This is a genomic window from Bacillus cereus group sp. MG9, from assembly GCF_040459995.1.
In the GTDB taxonomy this organism is placed as follows: domain Bacteria; phylum Bacillota; class Bacilli; order Bacillales; family Bacillaceae_G; genus Bacillus_A; species Bacillus_A mycoides.
The window spans coordinates 572,774-587,604 of the sequence record NZ_JARVHC010000001.1; the positions used below are offsets into that span (position 1 = coordinate 572,774).

The following is a 14,831-nucleotide window of genomic DNA, read 5'->3' on the forward strand; positions in this document are numbered from 1 at the left end:
AGGGGTAGGAATATGTTTCAAGGAAAATTAAGGAGTAGAAGCTTAAAAACAAAGTTACTTGTATCATTTATTATTATTTTGATTGCACCAAGTATTGTAATTGGTTGGACGTCTTATCAGCAGGCGAAGACAAATTTTAATGAAACAATTTTGCAATCAGCAAAAGATAACGTGAAGGTTTTAAATAATGTAATTAATAAAGAGTTAGATAGTAAGAAAGTAGACGCAGCATATTTTACAAAATTATTCACTGGAGCGAGCTATCAAGCAGATCAGCTTCAAAACGTGCAAAATAAATTAGAAGAATATAATAAATTACATCCAGAAATGGAAGCAATCTATACTGGATCTAGTAATGGACAATTTATTCAATCACCGGTACTTCAAATGCCAGAAGGGTATAATCCTACAGAAAGAGATTGGTATAAAGAGGCAGTGAAAAAAAGTGGTGAAGTAATTATCACAGCTCCATATAAATCAAAAACGACAGGAAATATTGTTGTTACAATAGCAAAACAAAATGAAGATAAAAGTGGCGTTCTCGGTATTGATTTAATTATTAATGATATTGTAAATACTTCAAAAATGGTTAATATCGGTAAAGAAGGGTATGTTGCAATTTTTGATCAAGATAAAAATGTAGTAGCACATCCAGCGTTAAAGCCGGGGGAGAAGGTAGAAGAGAAACTTGAAAAAGAGTTGTACAAGCAGGAAATAGGTGATTTTAAATTCTCATTAGATGGTGAGGATCGTAATATTACCTTTAAAACAAATAAGCAAACTGGATGGAAAATAGCAGGAATTATGCCTTCAAAAGAAATAATTGAAGCGGCTGAACCTATTTTCTATAAAACATTAACTGTTATTGGTATCTCGTTAATAATTGGTGGAATTATAATTTACTTCATAATCGCTTCTATTATTAAACCGTTAAAGCAACTTGTTATATCAGCGAGGAAAATTAGCGAAGGTGACTTAACGGAATCAATTGCTGTTCGTTCGAGGGATGAAATTGGACAGTTAGGTGAAAGTTTTAATGAGATGGCGGCATCATTACATGATGTAATTTCAAATATTAATACTTCAGCTGGTCATGTAGCAGCTTCTTCGGAAGAATTAACGGCTAGTATGAAGCAAGCAAGTGAAGCGACGGAACAAATTACAAGGGCGATGGAACAAGTATCGAGTGGGGCAGAAATACAAACGCGGGAAGTTGAAGAAGGAGCGACTCTGTTAGAAGAAGTTACAGAAGGAATTCAGCGTGTTGCGGATAGCTCTTCATTAGTATCCACAGCCTCTATGTATACGAAGCAAAAAGCTGAAGATGGTGGAAAGTTAGTTGAACAAACTGTGAATCAAATGCAATTAATTCATGAGTCTGTGTCACAGTCAGACGAAGTCATTTCTTTATTAGATGATAAGTCGAAGCAAATTGGAGCTATTCTAGAAGTGATTCAACATATTGCACAGCAGACAAACTTATTAGCATTAAATGCTGCAATTGAGGCTGCAAGAGCTGGAGAGAAAGGAAGAGGTTTTGCAATTGTAGCAGATGAAGTACGTAAACTAGCGGAACAATCGGGACAGTCTTCTACGGAAATTGGAAAGTTAGTGAAAGAGATACAATTTGATATAAAAGAAACTGTAAGTTCTATGAATCAAGTTGGGACAGAGGTACAATCAGGGCTTGTAGTTGCAAATGAGGCGAAGCAAAGCTTTGTAGAAATATTGAAATCTACAAATGATACAGTTGTACAAATTGATAGTATGGTAGATGTAGCGAAGCGAATGACGATAGATACAAAACAAGTAAGTGCATCTATTAATGAAATTGCAGCAACGATTGAAGAAAATGCAGCAAGCGTTCAAAATATTGCTGGCTCCTCTGAAGAACAAGTAGCTTCAGTAGAAGAAATAAATTCAGCAGCAGTTCACTTATCGCGAATGGCTGAAGAATTACAAGAGATGATTGGTAAATTTAAAGTGTAATAACAAGCATTAAGAAACGAGGTAGTAATTTTACTTCGTTTCTTTTTTTATCCCGCTATTTGTGGGCAGTAAAACTCCCACCTCATAATTCGGCTGGAGCAAAGAAGTTAGGTGGGAGTCGGGCGGCCCGTAGATGCCCGATTGGTGAAGGCTAATAATCAGTGAGGGATGAACAAAACCCCCACTGATTAAAGTTTCACTTTATGAAGATAAAGATAAAGAAATATATAGTAACCGTGTTATGATAAAAGGTGATAATTAAAAAAACTGTATTTTCTTTAAATTCTATCTTTAGCCATGTTAGGGGAATGATTTTGAAATTGAAGAAATTGAAACTACAACCGAGAATTACATTAACTATTAGTACACTTATTCTTGCTGTGCTTCTGTTAACGAGTTATTTATTTTACTACATATTATCTGAAACGGTAGAAGACCAAATCGGAAAAAGAGCGTTGCATGTTGCGAAAACAGTTGCTGCTATACCGGAAATCCAGGAAGCTTTTCAAAAAGAAAATCCAGCTTCTATTATTCAGCCAATTGCAGAAAAAATTCGAATCGAAACAGATGCTGACTTTATTGTAGTTGGAAATAAAGATGGTATTCGTTATGCACATCCTAAGCGAGATAAAATAGGAGAAGCTATGGTGGGCGGAGATAACAAAGGGGTTCTATTAGAAGGGAAATCTTACGTTTCGAAAGCAACGGGATCATTAGGGCCTTCATTACGCGGCAAAGTTCCGATTCGTAATCAGGATAATGAAATTATTGGCGTAGTATCTGTTGGTTTTTCCATGGATGATATTCATGGAGCGATAGAAGTGTATGGAAAGCGTGTGTTTTGGATTACAATAACAGGTCTGTTAATTGGGATAATAGGCTCTGTATATTTAGCAAAAAGTATTAAGCGGATGATGTTTGGAATGGAGCCAGAAGAAATTTCATCTTTATACGAGGAGCATAGTACAGTTATTCAATCTGTACGTGAAGGAATTGTAGTAATCGATAAAAATGGTATGGTTAGTTTAGTAAATCAAGCGGCATACGATATCCTTTCTTTAGATAAACAACAAAATATAATAGGGAAATTTATTTTAGATGTTATTCCTAATTCATCGATACTGGATGTACTTCAAACCGGAGAAGAACAATTTGATCGCCAATTAAATATAAAGGGGCAGGATGTTATTGCTAATCGTCTACCTATTAAAGTTAATCATAAAGTAACTGGTGTAGTATCCAGCTTGCGCTTGAAATCTGAGATGGATCAATTAACAGCGGAATTATCTCAAACACGGCAATATACAGAGGCATTACGGGCGCAAACACACGAATATAACAATTTATTGTATACGCTTTCAGGTCTTATTCAATTAGAGTCTTATGAAGATGCTTTAGAGCTTATTCATAAGGAAACGGCAGTATATCAAGAGTTCGTTCAATTTATTATGAAACGAATTCAAAATCCATGGTTAGGTGGGATTTTAATTGGATTTTATAATAGGGCGCGAGAGTTGAAGATTGAGTTTATGTTAGATCGGGAAAGTAGTTTAGAAGAGTTAAGTCCGCATATTGAGAGTAATTACGTTGTTTCTATTTTAGGGAATTTGATTACGAATGCATTTGAAGCAATTGAAAGAAATCACGAGCATAATAAGAAAGTAAGAATGTTTGTAACAGACATTGGCGAAGAAATATTAATTGAAGTGGAAGATTCAGGACAAGGTGTTCATGATGAAATAATTACAAGCATATTCTATAAAGGTTTTTCGACGAAGGCGGGCGAAAAACGTGGATATGGATTAGCGAAAGTGAAAGAGTTAGTGGAAGATTTAAATGGAAGTATTGCGATTGAAAAAGGGGATTTAGGTGGTGCTTTATTTATCATTGCATTACCGAAAGAGAGAGGCGAATTGTAATGAATGAGGGGATTGAAGTATTGATTGTAGAAGATGATATTCGGATTGCGGAAATTCATCGTCGTTTTACTGAAAAAATTGAGGGGTTTAAAGTAATTGGAACAGCAACGACTGGGGAACAGGCGAAAGAGTGGCTAGAGTTTGTAAAGCCACAACTCGTTTTACTAGATGTATATTTACCTGACATGCAAGGGACAGAACTCGTCACATATATTAGGCATAATTTGCATGATACAGATATTATTATGATTACAGCCGCATCAGAGACGGATGTAGTGTGGCATGCTTTACGAGGCGGGGTAACAGATTATATCGTAAAGCCACTTACATTTGATCGGTTTAAAACAAGTTTAGAAGGTTATCAAAAGAAGATTACGAAGTTAAAGAAAAATGCTCAATTATCTTCAGAACAGATTGAACATCTATGGTCCCAAAGAGGGGTGCAGGCAAATCCAATAGAATATGCGCCAAAAGGAATCGATCCTTTAACGTTAGCAAAAATAAAAAAGCATATGCTAACTATTAATGAAGAGGGAATTACTGCAGAGATACTAAGTTCAATGGTAGGTGTAAGCCGATCAACTGCTAGGCGCTATTTAGAGTATTTGATCTCTGGAAAGAAAGTGCATGCGGAGCTTATATATGGAAGTGTGGGAAGGCCAGAAAGAAGGTATTTCCGCGTTTCTTCATAGGGGATTTTTACAACAATAAAAACAGTAGAGGATTATTACATTTCCTCTACTGTTTTTTCTAGTTTCATCTTATATTGGAATAATTCCAATTACAATTCCAGTAATCAACATAACCATTGTCGTTCCAACAGCCCAAAGTAAAGTGAATCGTTGGTGTTCACCAAAATCAACCTTGGCCATTCCGACTAATAAATAAGTGGAAGCCACGAGGGGACTCAGTAAGTGAACAGGTTGACCGAGTAACGAAGCACGTCCCATTTCTGCTGCACTAATTCCGTAAGCGGCAGCAGCTTTCGTTAAAATAGGTAATACACCGAAGTAAAAGGCATCATTAGACATGAAAAATGTGAACGGCATACTTAGTAAAGCTGTAATAATTGGAAGTTGGGGGCCAAGTGCATCTGGTATAAGAGTAACAACACTTTGAGCCATTGCATCTACCATTTTTGTTCCAGATAGAATACCTGTGAAAATTCCAGCAGCAAAGACGAGAGAAACAACCGCTAATACGTTTCCAGCGTGAGACGCAATACGCTCTTTTTGCTGTTCTAAGTTAGGATAGTTAATCATAACAGCAATAGCAAAAGCGACTGTAAATAGAACAGGTAGCGGCATAACTTCTAGTATGAGACAGACAAGTAATGTAGCGGTCAATAAAAAGTTAATCCATAGAAGTTTAGGGCGTTTATGCACGGCAGCTTCAACAGTCGCAGCTTGCTCATCCATTGTTTGCATTTGTTTTAAATATTGGACATCCATAATTCCTAAACGTTTTCTTTCTTTTTTTCCAAGATAGTAGGCAACGAAAACTACCCAAATTGCACCAGCAATCATTCCTGGTATAAGTGGTGTGAAGAGCTCTGATGCATCAAGTCCAAGAGCACTCATAACCCGAGCAGTTGGTCCACCCCAAGGTGTAAGATTTGTAACACCTGCCCCTAACATAACAACCCCAGCTAATATAAGTGGATTCATTCCAAGACGTTTATATAGTGGATACATTGCGGAAACTGTAATCATATATGTTGTTGTTCCGTCACCATCTAATGAAACGATAATAGTAAGAATAGCTGTACCAACAACAATTTTTAAAGGATCACCTTTTACAAATTTTAAAATTTTACTAATAACAGGATCGAATAAACCGCTATCAATCATAATTCCGAAATATAAAATGGCGAACATAAGCATAATACCAGTAGGTGCTAGCTTTTGAATTCCTTCTAACATCATCGGGCCCATATTGGCATAAAAGCCACCAATTAATGCGAAAATAATTGGAACTAATATTAATGCTACTAAGGCTGACATACGTTTAGTCATAATCAAAAACATAAAGACGAATACCATTGCAAATCCAAGTAATGCTACCATGTAATCTCCCCCTCAAAAAATGATTGCGCTTTCAATATAAAACGAAAATTCAGATAAAAGGTTTTTTATTTATAATAAAAGGTTCAATTCGAATGGTAAATAATTAAAGAAATAACATCATTAGAAACATAATCTTTATTTTGATCATTTTGTTCATGAGGTAATTTTGAATTTTTAAAAAGATAAATGCCTTCGTACAAGAATGGTAGAATAAGGTGAAAACGAGAAGCGCGTGAAGTAGGGAGTAGATTTTGAATGGAAACAAGAATAGAAGAGATTTATAGTTCATGTAAAGGAAAAGTAGAGGAGATTTTTATTAATGAATCCTCTTACGTATATGAATGGGAAAAATTAATGATGATCCGAAAAAATGATGGTGAGCTTGAGAAAATCGGGATAGGGATCAGTGGAAATATAAGATTAGTAAATGTAGAAGTTGGACAGGAAATTGATACGGATACATTATTAGTTAAGCTGGAAGATGATTTATTAATTACTGGTTGTGAATGATGAGGGATGTGTAGAAGTAACTGCACATCTCTTTTTTGTTCCATATATTACAAAAAGAACATTGTTTTTTCACAAATCTCACACAACCTTCTGCTATTCTTTTCGTGGAGTATACGGTTTTTAGGGAGGAATATTAATGAGGGTAAAATATGTCGTACTTGTTATATGTGTATGTTTCATCTTTATGGCAGTAGGATGTGGAAAACAGGAAATAAAAGCTGTGGCAATTAATGAGAAACATGATAAATGTGATATTTGCCAAATCGGGGTAATGGATAATCAATTTGCAACAGAAATCATTTTAGAAAGTGGAAAAGCGTTAAAGTTTGATGATATCGGTTGTATGTATAAATGGATGGAGATCAATTCAGGTGAAAAGACGAAAGAAAAATTTGTTCGAGATTATGATTCGAAAGATTGGGTTTCGTTAGAAGATGCTACTTACGTATATGATAAAACAATAACGACACCGATGGCTTATAATGTCATTTCATTTAAAAATAAAAAAGATGCAGAGAGTTTTGTATCTAACTATAAGGGGAAAGTTCTTTCGTATAAAGAGCTATCAGAGCATAAATGGGAAATGAATAAAGAGATGATGGGGAAACCGAAAACAGGGAATCACGGTGGGCATCATTAATAATAGAAAAAGACAACTATATAGTTGTCTTTTTCTATTATTACTCAGGTGCAAATATAGAAAAGGTGTAAAATTTTTAGAAGAACGGTTACAATGGAATATAGTAACCTAAAGCAATCATTTATGTACTTTTTAGAAATATATACAAATGCGGTAAAAACGTGCTAAACTAATTGCTTCATAATGTTAATGATGAGGCCATCAGGCGTATCATTCCAATAGGTTGAGAAACATAGTATAAGTTTAAGATAATCCGATTAAAGAAGGAATCTAAAGGGCTTATGGATAAATGTACTCAAGAAGAGTTATTGTATGTGATGGAGGAATGGTTAAGAAAACATTATCTTTCATAGGAGCTGTAGTTGTGAGAAAACAAAAAATTTTATTATGTATGTTATTAGGACTTTTAATGACGGTAGTGGCTTGCGATAAGCAAGAGGAGCCAGAATCAAAACCGGTTCATGTGAAAAACGAAAAGAAAAAAGAAAAGCATAAAGAACAGGAAGAATCTAAAGAAGAAAAAAGTATAAATTTAATGGACAAACAGTTGCTACTTTCTGCGACGCTTGGAGACACAGAAACAGCTATGAAGCTGATCCAAGATGGAGCGAATATCAATGTAGAAGGTGACAACGGAGAAACGCCTGTCCTTGCAGCGACGTATCAAAATCATGTAGAGACAGTTAAAGCATTAATTGATGCGGGTGCTGATATTGAAATTCAAGACGAAAAACAAAGCAATCCATTTCTTTATGCAAGTAGAGAAGGATATACGGATATTGTAAAAGTATTAATTAATGCAGGAGTTAATACGAAGGAAACGACTAAGTCAGGTGGAACAGCACTTATTTCTGCATCTGAGCGTGGCCATGTAGAGGTTGTTAAAGAATTATTAGAGCATACAGATATTGATGTGAATTATAAGAATGAACGTGGTGGAACAGCTTTATTAGAAGCAATTGTATTAGGAAATGGTAGTGAAAGTCATAAGAAAGTAATTCAAATGCTTATTGACCACGGGGCAGATGTAAATATGGCCAATAAGGAAAATATTACGCCGCTGCAATATGCTGAAAAAAGAGGTTTTAAAGATATTGCGAATATGTTGAGGATAGCTGGAGCGAATGAAGTAGTACAGCCGCAACCACAACTGGCGGAATAACAAGCTGAAGAAATAAAAAGCACGAAATAATCCCATTTAGATAGACAGAATGAAGAAGTCATTTTAGTATGATGGATTCAGTAATGTGTATTTAAATGGGATTTTTGTTTTGAAAAAATGGATGGATGCTATATCGAGAAGGCTACAAATAGTAATTAAGGAGGGTATAAATGCGATTTTCAGAACTTGAGTTAATAGCAATTCAGGCAGAAGTTTTATTTGTTCATAATCAAGTGGGAAGAATAAAGTGTGTAAATGAAAATGGAAATCTGAAAGCACCACGTTTTTTTCTTAGCAGAACTCGTGAAGGGAATATAACGAGGTATCATTATAAACTGAATGGTGAAATGATAAGTAAGATTGAGAAATTAATTCGAGAATGCTCAAATCACATTGAGATAGCAAAGATCATTAAAGTATTAAATGAAGAGAGAACGGTGGAGAATATTTGGGTGGGTCCTGCTTTCATGTTCCCTAATAATTTACATAAGCCAACTAGAACAATACAAATAACAGAGAAGAATAAAGAGCTTTTGCGAGAAAATTTTTCTAATCTAATAGAACAGATGGAATGGAGGCGACCTTATTTTACAATTGTAAAAAATGAAAAGGTAGTTTCTATATGTTGCAGTGCCAGAAGTACGCCCGTAGCTGCTGAGGCAAGTGTGGAAACTTTAGTGGAGTTTCAAGGGAATGGATATGGTGCTGATGTCGTTACAGCCTGGGCGATCGTGAGTCAAGCACCGATTTGTTTAATGGATGAACCACTTTCGAATTTAGATGCGAAATTACGTGCCCAAATGAGGATTGAAATTAGAGAAATTCAGCAACGATTAGGAATTACGATGATTTACGTTACTCACGATCAAATAGAAGCAATGACTATGGGAGATCGTATTATGGTTTTAAATAAAGGAAGTATACAACAAGTTGGAACACCGCTTGATATATATAACGAACCAGCAAACGAATTTGTTGCAAGTTTTATAGGTTCTCCTTCTATGAATATAAATGATGGGGAAGTGGATAAAGAAAAAGGCATATTACATATAGGGCAATTGCAAATTCCATTATCTATTGGACAGTTAAAGCAATTACCAGAAGGAATAATTCGAATCGGCATGCGTCCTGAGCATATTGCATTGTCTGAGGAAGGACAAGAAGTTACGCTGCAATCTGTAGAAGTATTAGGGAATGAATCTATATTAAACTTTGCGGTAAATGGAACAACTTGGGGTGCGAAAGTCATCGGACAGTTACTCCTGAACAAAGGTGACAAAGTAAAATTATTATTCTCGCAAGAAAGACTATGCTTCTTTCATCAAAATACGAATGAACGATTAAAAGTGGTGGCTGAAGAAGAGTTGAAAGTGGTGGCGAAATAATGATTGAAGTAGGTAAGTTACCAGTTCAAACAAAAGTGTCAAAAAAGAAGAGTTTATGGGGCAGAACGAAAGATTTAAGAATAGGATTATTGTTTTTGGCGCCATCTATTTTGTTATTTTCAATTTTTCTTTTCTATCCATTGTTTAGGACGATCTACTATAGCTTTTATTTAACAGATATACACGGAGAAGCTAATCTTTTCGTTGGCTTAGAAAATTATCAATATTTATTTTCGGATCCTGCTTTCTATAAAAGTATAAAGTCAACTTTATTATTTGTTTTATATACAGTGCCTACTAGTATTGTATTCGCCGTATTTCTTGCATTAATTGCAAATGAAAAAGTAAGAGGGATCGGGTTATTCCGAGTACTGTTTTCTTCAACGATGGGAATATCAGTAGCTGCTAGTGCAGTGATTTGGCTATTTTTATTTCATCTAAGTGTAGGGTTATTTAATAATATATTAGCCTCTATGAATCTTCCGGCAATCGCATGGTTAACGAGTCCGGACTGGGCGCTGTTTTCTGTATCGGTTACAACGGTTTGGGTGAATACAGGATTTGCATTTTTAGTTATATTAGGTGGTTTACAAAATATTGATACGTCTTTATATGAGAGTGCATCTATAGATGGTGCTAGTTATTTACATAAGCTTCGCCGCGTCACATTACCGATGCTATCACCAACTTTATTTTTTATCGTGACAGTAACGTTAATTAGTGCATTCCAAAGCTTTGGACAAATTGATATTTTAACGCACGGTGGACCGAATGATGCAACGAATTTAATTGTGTACTCGATTTATAAAGAGGCATTTGTAAATCATCAATTTGGAACAGCAAGTGCACAAGCGATGGTATTATTTATTTTCATTTTTATTGCTACATTGATTCAATTTAAGTTTGCTGAGAGAAAGGTGCATTATAAATGATCGTTAAACAGTGGAAACAAAATTTCCTATTATACATGCTGCTCATTATTAGTGCAGTAATGGTGTTTTTTCCTGTACTGTATGCGTTTTTAATAAGCTTTATGACACCAGACGATATTCAAATGAGAAGGTTATTTCCAACTCAATTTACTTTTGATAATTTCATTAATATTTTTCAAAAAGTACCTCTTTTTACATACTTATATAACAGTTTAATTGTATCGACAGTTGTTATGCTTGGACAACTTATCGTATCCAGTTTAGCAGCTTATGCTTTTGTTTTTCTTCAGTTTAAAGGTAGAAACTTAATTTTCTTCTTGTTTATTTCAACAATGCTTATTCCGTGGGAAGCAACGATGGTACCGAACTTTTTAACGATTCAAAACTTCGGATGGATTAATAGTTTTGCTGGGATGACGGTGCCGTTTTTTGCAACAGCTTTCGGTATTTTCTTACTACGTCAACATTTTATGACACTTCCGAATGAACTGAAAGAAGCTGCTTTTATTGAAGGGATTGGAAATGTAAGGTTTTTATTCAGTGTTGTAATTCCGTATTGTAAAACGAGTTTTATTACGCTTGGAGTATATAGCTTTTTAACAACGTGGAATATGTATTTGTGGCCGCTCTTAGTAACCACTGATGAAAAAGTAAGAACGGTTCAAATTGGTGTAAAGCAGCTTCAATCTCAAGAAGTTGCAACTGATTGGGGCAGTGTAATGGCCGGTGTTACGGTTATCGTCATTCCAACGTTGATTTTACTATTTTTAGGGCAAAAGCAATTACAAAAAGGATTAACAAAAGGTGCAATTAAATAAGCATACATAGGAAAAGGTGGGATTGAGATGAGTTTATTGAAAAAAAGTGCTGCTCTTTTAATGGCAGCCACAATGGCATTGACCGGCGCAGCTTGTTCAAATAGTAAAACAGAGGGGAAACCTGAAGCACAGGCAAAAGTAGCTCCAGTTGAAAAGAATGGTGATAAAACTGTAATTCGTTTCTGGCATGCAATGGGTGGAAAAACACAAGGTGTACTAGATGGGCTTGTTGCAGACTATAATAAGTCGCAGAATAAATACGAGATAAAGGCAGAGTTCCAAGGAACATACGAAGAGTCTTTAACGAAATTTAAAACGATGTCTGCAACGAAAGAAGCGCCAGCTCTTGTTCAATCGAGTGAAATTACAACGAAGTATATGATTGATAGCAAAAAGATTACGCCTATCGATAGCTGGATTAAAAAAGATAAGTACGATACATCAAAATTAGAAAAAGCAATTACGAACTATTATTCAATTGATGAAAAAATGTATTCTATGCCGTTTAATTCATCTACACCAGTATTAATTTATAATAAGGATGCTTTCGCGAAGGCTGGATTAGATCCAGAGAAAGCTCCGCAAACATATGATGAGTTAAAAGAAGCGGCGAAAAAGTTAACGATTAAAGAAGGCGGAAATGTAAAGCAGTATGGATTTTCAATGCTGAATTATGGTTGGTTCTTTGAAGAGTTGTTAGCGACACAAGGTGCTTTATATGTAGACAACGAAAACGGCCGTAAAGATGCTGCAAAGAAAGCGGTATTTAACGGAAAAGAAGGTCAAAAAGTATTTGGGATGTTATATGAATTAAATAAAGCTGGTGCACTTGGAAAGTATGGAGCAAGTTGGGATGATATTCGTGCTGCGTTCCAGTCTGGACAAGTCGCTATGTATTTAGATTCTTCAGCTGGTGTTCGTGATTTAATTGATGCATCTAAGTTTAATGTAGGCGTTTCGTATATTCCGTATCCAGAAGATTCGAAACAAAATGGTGTTGTTATTGGCGGTGCATCATTATGGATGACTAATATGGTTTCAGAAGAAACGCAGCAAGGTGCTTGGGACTTTATGAAATATTTAACGAAGCCAGATGTACAAGCAAAATGGCATACTGCAACAGGATATTTCTCAATTAATCCAGATGCATATAATGAGCCGTTAGTAAAAGAGCAGTATGAAAAGTATCCGCAGTTAAAAGTAACGGTAGAGCAATTACAAGCAACGAAGCAATCTCCAGCAACTCAAGGTGCATTAATTAGTGTATTCCCAGAATCAAGAGATGCAGTCGTAAAAGTATTAGAAGCAATGTATGACGGGAAAAATAGTAAAGAAGCGTTAGATGAAGCTGCAAAAGCAACAGATAGAGCAATTAGTATTTCAGCTCGTACGAGTCAAAAATAAGAGAAAGCCGCATCCTTTTTCAGGATGCGGCTTTCTTTATTGGGAGATAAGGGATCAAAGAAATGATGAAGTCTTATCTCTTTTATATGAGTAAAGGGTCTAGAATGAATTTTGTCTTTTTCATTATTTGTTTAACTCCATTGCAACTTGTTTCCCATTTACAAAAACCTCTGCCACCGCTACTACAACTTCCATCACTTTTTTCATATCTCATCTCTCCTTGTTTTTTGTTTCATTTCTTACTTTTAGTATAAGGAAATGCAGTAATTGCAACCATCGAATTGGATGACAAGAGACTTACATTGTTGTAAGGATAATAGTTTTAGTTTGTAATAAATGTGATTCAGAAGTTTCTGTCGTTTTGAATTATAATTAGAAAGAGAATGGTTTAGAAAGAAGGGGAAGAAATGAAGAGAATACTTGTTATTAGTGATATTCATGGAGAAATAGAAAAGTTCGAACAATTATTGGAAGAAGCTCACTACGATGCAAAACAGGATCAACTAATTTTGTTGGGGGATTATGTAGATCGTGGTCCAAATGCGCGTGCAGTAATTGAAAAGGTAAAAGAGTTAAAAGAAGCGGGAGCCTTCGTTCTAAAGGGCAATCATGAAGATATGATGATTAAGGCGTTAACGACAGATGAGGAACGTTCATGGAACCATTGGGTAAAAAGGAATGGTGGGGATAAAACGTTATATAGCTATGGATTTGTAGAAGAAGACATTGCGGTTAATGAGGAAAACTTCAAAAAACCGATTTTACAATCTCATATATTAGAGGAACATGTAACGTTTATTCAAGAATTAGATCATTACATTGAAACAGAAGAGTATATCTTTGTACATGCTGGTGTTGAGCCGATGAATCGAGTTTCTGAATCAGAACCATATACATTAATGTGGATCCGTAATGAATTTCATAATGGATATAGCGGCGAAAAGGTTGTTGTATTTGGCCATACGGAAACAAAAACGCTTCATGGTAGTGAGAATTGCGGAGTGTATTTTGGTAGTAATCGTATTATTGGAATTGATGGCGGGGCTGTGTATGGTGGTCAGTTAAATTGTTTGGAGTTGCCAAGTAAAAAGGTATATGTAGTAAAAAATTGAAAGAGATAAGAGGAATCTTATTTCTTTCAATTTTTTATTAAGCAAAATTTAAGAAAGAGCCTTTATAATAAAGGTTCAAAATTTTATATCGAGCAAAACTTTAGAAGGAAATAGTTGAAAATGAAATTACATAATATGATTACATTATTTCGTTATGAAGAGAAGAGATGCAATAATAAAGAGAGTTGAAATAGATTGTGGAAGGTGAGAATATGCGCTTACTTGTAGTAGAAGATAATGCCTCGTTATTAGAGTCTATCGTACAAATTTTACGTGATGAATTTGAAGTGGATACGGCAATGAATGGGGAAGACGGCTTGTTTTTGGCGCTGCAAAACATTTATGATGCAATTTTGCTTGATGTGATGATGCCAGAAATGGACGGATTTGAAGTGATTCAAAAAATACGTGATGAAAAGATTGAAACGCCAGTCCTGTTTTTGACAGCGAGGGATTCTTTAGAAGATCGAGTGAAAGGATTGGACTTTGGTGGAGATGATTATATTGTTAAACCGTTTCAGGCCCCTGAATTAAAAGCGAGAATTCGTGCATTACTACGCAGAAGTGGTAGTTTAACAACACAGCAGACCATTCGCTATAAAGGGATTGAATTGTTCGGAAAAGATAAAGACATTCAAGTAGATGGACAAGGTATTAAGCTGACATTAAAACAATATGAGCTACTAGAGTATCTCATTCAAAATAGCGGGAAGATTTTAATGCGTGAACAAATTTTTGATCGTGTTTGGGGATTTGATTCTGATACGACAGTAGCAATTGTAGAAGTGTATGTACATCATTTACGTAAAAAATTAGAACCATTCGGTTATCAGAAAGATATTCAAACCGTTCGTGGTATTGGATATATATTAAAAGAACAATGAGAAAGGGAAG

General features: G+C 35.2%; 13 protein-coding genes and 2 pseudogenes. 14 read left to right on the top strand and 1 reads right to left on the bottom strand.

All coding sequences use genetic code 11. The features are described from left to right. Positions 1-12: 12 nt before the first annotated feature. The 4 genes and pseudogenes from QCI77_RS30865 to QCI77_RS02915 all read left to right on the top strand — a co-directional run. Positions 13-1,050 (top strand): annotated as a pseudogene (locus QCI77_RS30865) (HAMP domain-containing protein); the annotation flags it as partial. Positions 1,051-1,170: 120 nt separating this feature from the next. Next, entirely contained in the window at positions 1,171-1,989 is an 819-nt protein-coding gene (locus QCI77_RS30870) for a methyl-accepting chemotaxis protein (protein WP_483298990.1), read from the top strand. A gap of 308 nt (positions 1,990-2,297) precedes the next feature. Next, on the top strand, positions 2,298-3,908 hold the full coding sequence (locus QCI77_RS02910) for an ATP-binding protein (RefSeq protein WP_353825753.1): 1,611 nt from the start codon (positions 2,298-2,300) through the stop codon (positions 3,906-3,908). Then, a complete protein-coding gene (locus tag QCI77_RS02915; RefSeq protein ID WP_016101865.1) occupies positions 3,908-4,600 on the top strand; it encodes a response regulator in 693 nt (230 codons plus the stop codon). Before QCI77_RS02910 ends, QCI77_RS02915 begins: the two co-directional genes overlap by 1 nt. Positions 4,601-4,669: 69 nt before the next feature. On the opposite strand, the gene QCI77_RS02920 is transcribed toward QCI77_RS02915, so the two are convergent. After that, the gene (locus QCI77_RS02920) at positions 4,670-5,974 is read right to left on the bottom strand and encodes a CitMHS family transporter (protein WP_002188234.1); all 1,305 of its coding nucleotides are present in this window, start codon (positions 5,972-5,974) and stop codon (positions 4,670-4,672) included. Positions 5,975-6,229: 255 nt separating this feature from the next. Between QCI77_RS02920 and QCI77_RS02925 the strand changes: the two genes are divergently transcribed. The 10 genes and pseudogenes from QCI77_RS02925 to QCI77_RS02970 all read left to right on the top strand — a co-directional run bounded on the left by QCI77_RS02925 (position 6,230) and on the right by QCI77_RS02970 (position 14,821). Further along, on the top strand, positions 6,230-6,484 hold the full coding sequence (locus QCI77_RS02925) for a hypothetical protein (protein WP_002029671.1): 255 nt from the start codon (positions 6,230-6,232) through the stop codon (positions 6,482-6,484). A 136-nt stretch (positions 6,485-6,620) separates the two neighbouring features. Then, the gene (locus QCI77_RS02930; RefSeq protein ID WP_002140312.1) at positions 6,621-7,124 is read left to right on the top strand and encodes a nitrous oxide reductase accessory protein NosL; all 504 of its coding nucleotides are present in this window, start codon (positions 6,621-6,623) and stop codon (positions 7,122-7,124) included. 289 nt (positions 7,125-7,413) lie between these two features. Continuing rightward, on the top strand, positions 7,414-8,286 hold the full coding sequence (locus tag QCI77_RS02935) for an ankyrin repeat domain-containing protein (RefSeq protein WP_002029673.1): 873 nt from the start codon (positions 7,414-7,416) through the stop codon (positions 8,284-8,286). Positions 8,287-8,456: 170 nt separating this feature from the next. Next, positions 8,457-9,026 (top strand): annotated as a pseudogene (locus QCI77_RS02940) (GNAT family N-acetyltransferase); the annotation flags it as partial. A 261-nt stretch (positions 9,027-9,287) separates the two neighbouring features. Further along, a complete protein-coding gene (locus QCI77_RS30875; protein ID WP_483298991.1) occupies positions 9,288-9,671 on the top strand; it encodes a TOBE domain-containing protein in 384 nt (127 codons plus the stop codon). Further along, complete coding sequence (locus QCI77_RS02950; RefSeq protein WP_353824486.1) at positions 9,671-10,603, top strand: carbohydrate ABC transporter permease; 933 nt, start codon at positions 9,671-9,673, stop codon at positions 10,601-10,603. Before QCI77_RS30875 ends, QCI77_RS02950 begins: the two co-directional genes overlap by 1 nt. Continuing rightward, entirely contained in the window at positions 10,600-11,421 is an 822-nt protein-coding gene (locus QCI77_RS02955) for a carbohydrate ABC transporter permease (RefSeq protein ID WP_002125118.1), read from the top strand. Before QCI77_RS02950 ends, QCI77_RS02955 begins: the two co-directional genes overlap by 4 nt. A gap of 27 nt (positions 11,422-11,448) precedes the next feature. Next, positions 11,449-12,825, top strand: a complete 1,377-nt coding sequence (locus tag QCI77_RS02960; RefSeq protein WP_353824487.1) for an ABC transporter substrate-binding protein — start codon at positions 11,449-11,451, stop codon at positions 12,823-12,825. 407 nt (positions 12,826-13,232) lie between these two features. Next, positions 13,233-13,937, top strand: a complete 705-nt coding sequence (locus QCI77_RS02965; RefSeq protein WP_113770593.1) for a metallophosphoesterase family protein — start codon at positions 13,233-13,235, stop codon at positions 13,935-13,937. Between the two features lie 212 nt (positions 13,938-14,149). Further along, the gene (locus tag QCI77_RS02970) at positions 14,150-14,821 is read left to right on the top strand and encodes a response regulator transcription factor (protein WP_002091066.1); all 672 of its coding nucleotides are present in this window, start codon (positions 14,150-14,152) and stop codon (positions 14,819-14,821) included. Positions 14,822-14,831: the final 10 nt, after the last annotated feature.

Excerpts from the sequence above, each read along its gene's own strand:
- QCI77_RS30870 (WP_483298990.1), top strand. The coding sequence starts at position 1,171 with ATGGAACAAGTATCGAGTGGGGCAGAAATACAAACGCGGGAAGTTGAA.
- QCI77_RS02910 (WP_353825753.1), top strand. The coding sequence starts at position 2,298 with ATGATTTTGAAATTGAAGAAATTGAAACTACAACCGAGAATTACATTA.
- QCI77_RS02915 (WP_016101865.1), top strand. The coding sequence starts at position 3,908 with ATGAATGAGGGGATTGAAGTATTGATTGTAGAAGATGATATTCGGATT.
- QCI77_RS02920 (WP_002188234.1), bottom strand. The coding sequence starts at position 5,974 with ATGGTAGCATTACTTGGATTTGCAATGGTATTCGTCTTTATGTTTTTG.
- QCI77_RS02925 (WP_002029671.1), top strand. The coding sequence starts at position 6,230 with ATGGAAACAAGAATAGAAGAGATTTATAGTTCATGTAAAGGAAAAGTA.
- QCI77_RS02930 (WP_002140312.1), top strand. The coding sequence starts at position 6,621 with ATGAGGGTAAAATATGTCGTACTTGTTATATGTGTATGTTTCATCTTT.
- QCI77_RS02935 (WP_002029673.1), top strand. The coding sequence starts at position 7,414 with ATGTACTCAAGAAGAGTTATTGTATGTGATGGAGGAATGGTTAAGAAA.
- QCI77_RS30875 (WP_483298991.1), top strand. The coding sequence starts at position 9,288 with ATGAATATAAATGATGGGGAAGTGGATAAAGAAAAAGGCATATTACAT.
- QCI77_RS02950 (WP_353824486.1), top strand. The coding sequence starts at position 9,671 with ATGATTGAAGTAGGTAAGTTACCAGTTCAAACAAAAGTGTCAAAAAAG.
- QCI77_RS02955 (WP_002125118.1), top strand. The coding sequence starts at position 10,600 with ATGATCGTTAAACAGTGGAAACAAAATTTCCTATTATACATGCTGCTC.
- QCI77_RS02960 (WP_353824487.1), top strand. The coding sequence starts at position 11,449 with ATGAGTTTATTGAAAAAAAGTGCTGCTCTTTTAATGGCAGCCACAATG.
- QCI77_RS02965 (WP_113770593.1), top strand. The coding sequence starts at position 13,233 with ATGAAGAGAATACTTGTTATTAGTGATATTCATGGAGAAATAGAAAAG.
- QCI77_RS02970 (WP_002091066.1), top strand. The coding sequence starts at position 14,150 with ATGCGCTTACTTGTAGTAGAAGATAATGCCTCGTTATTAGAGTCTATC.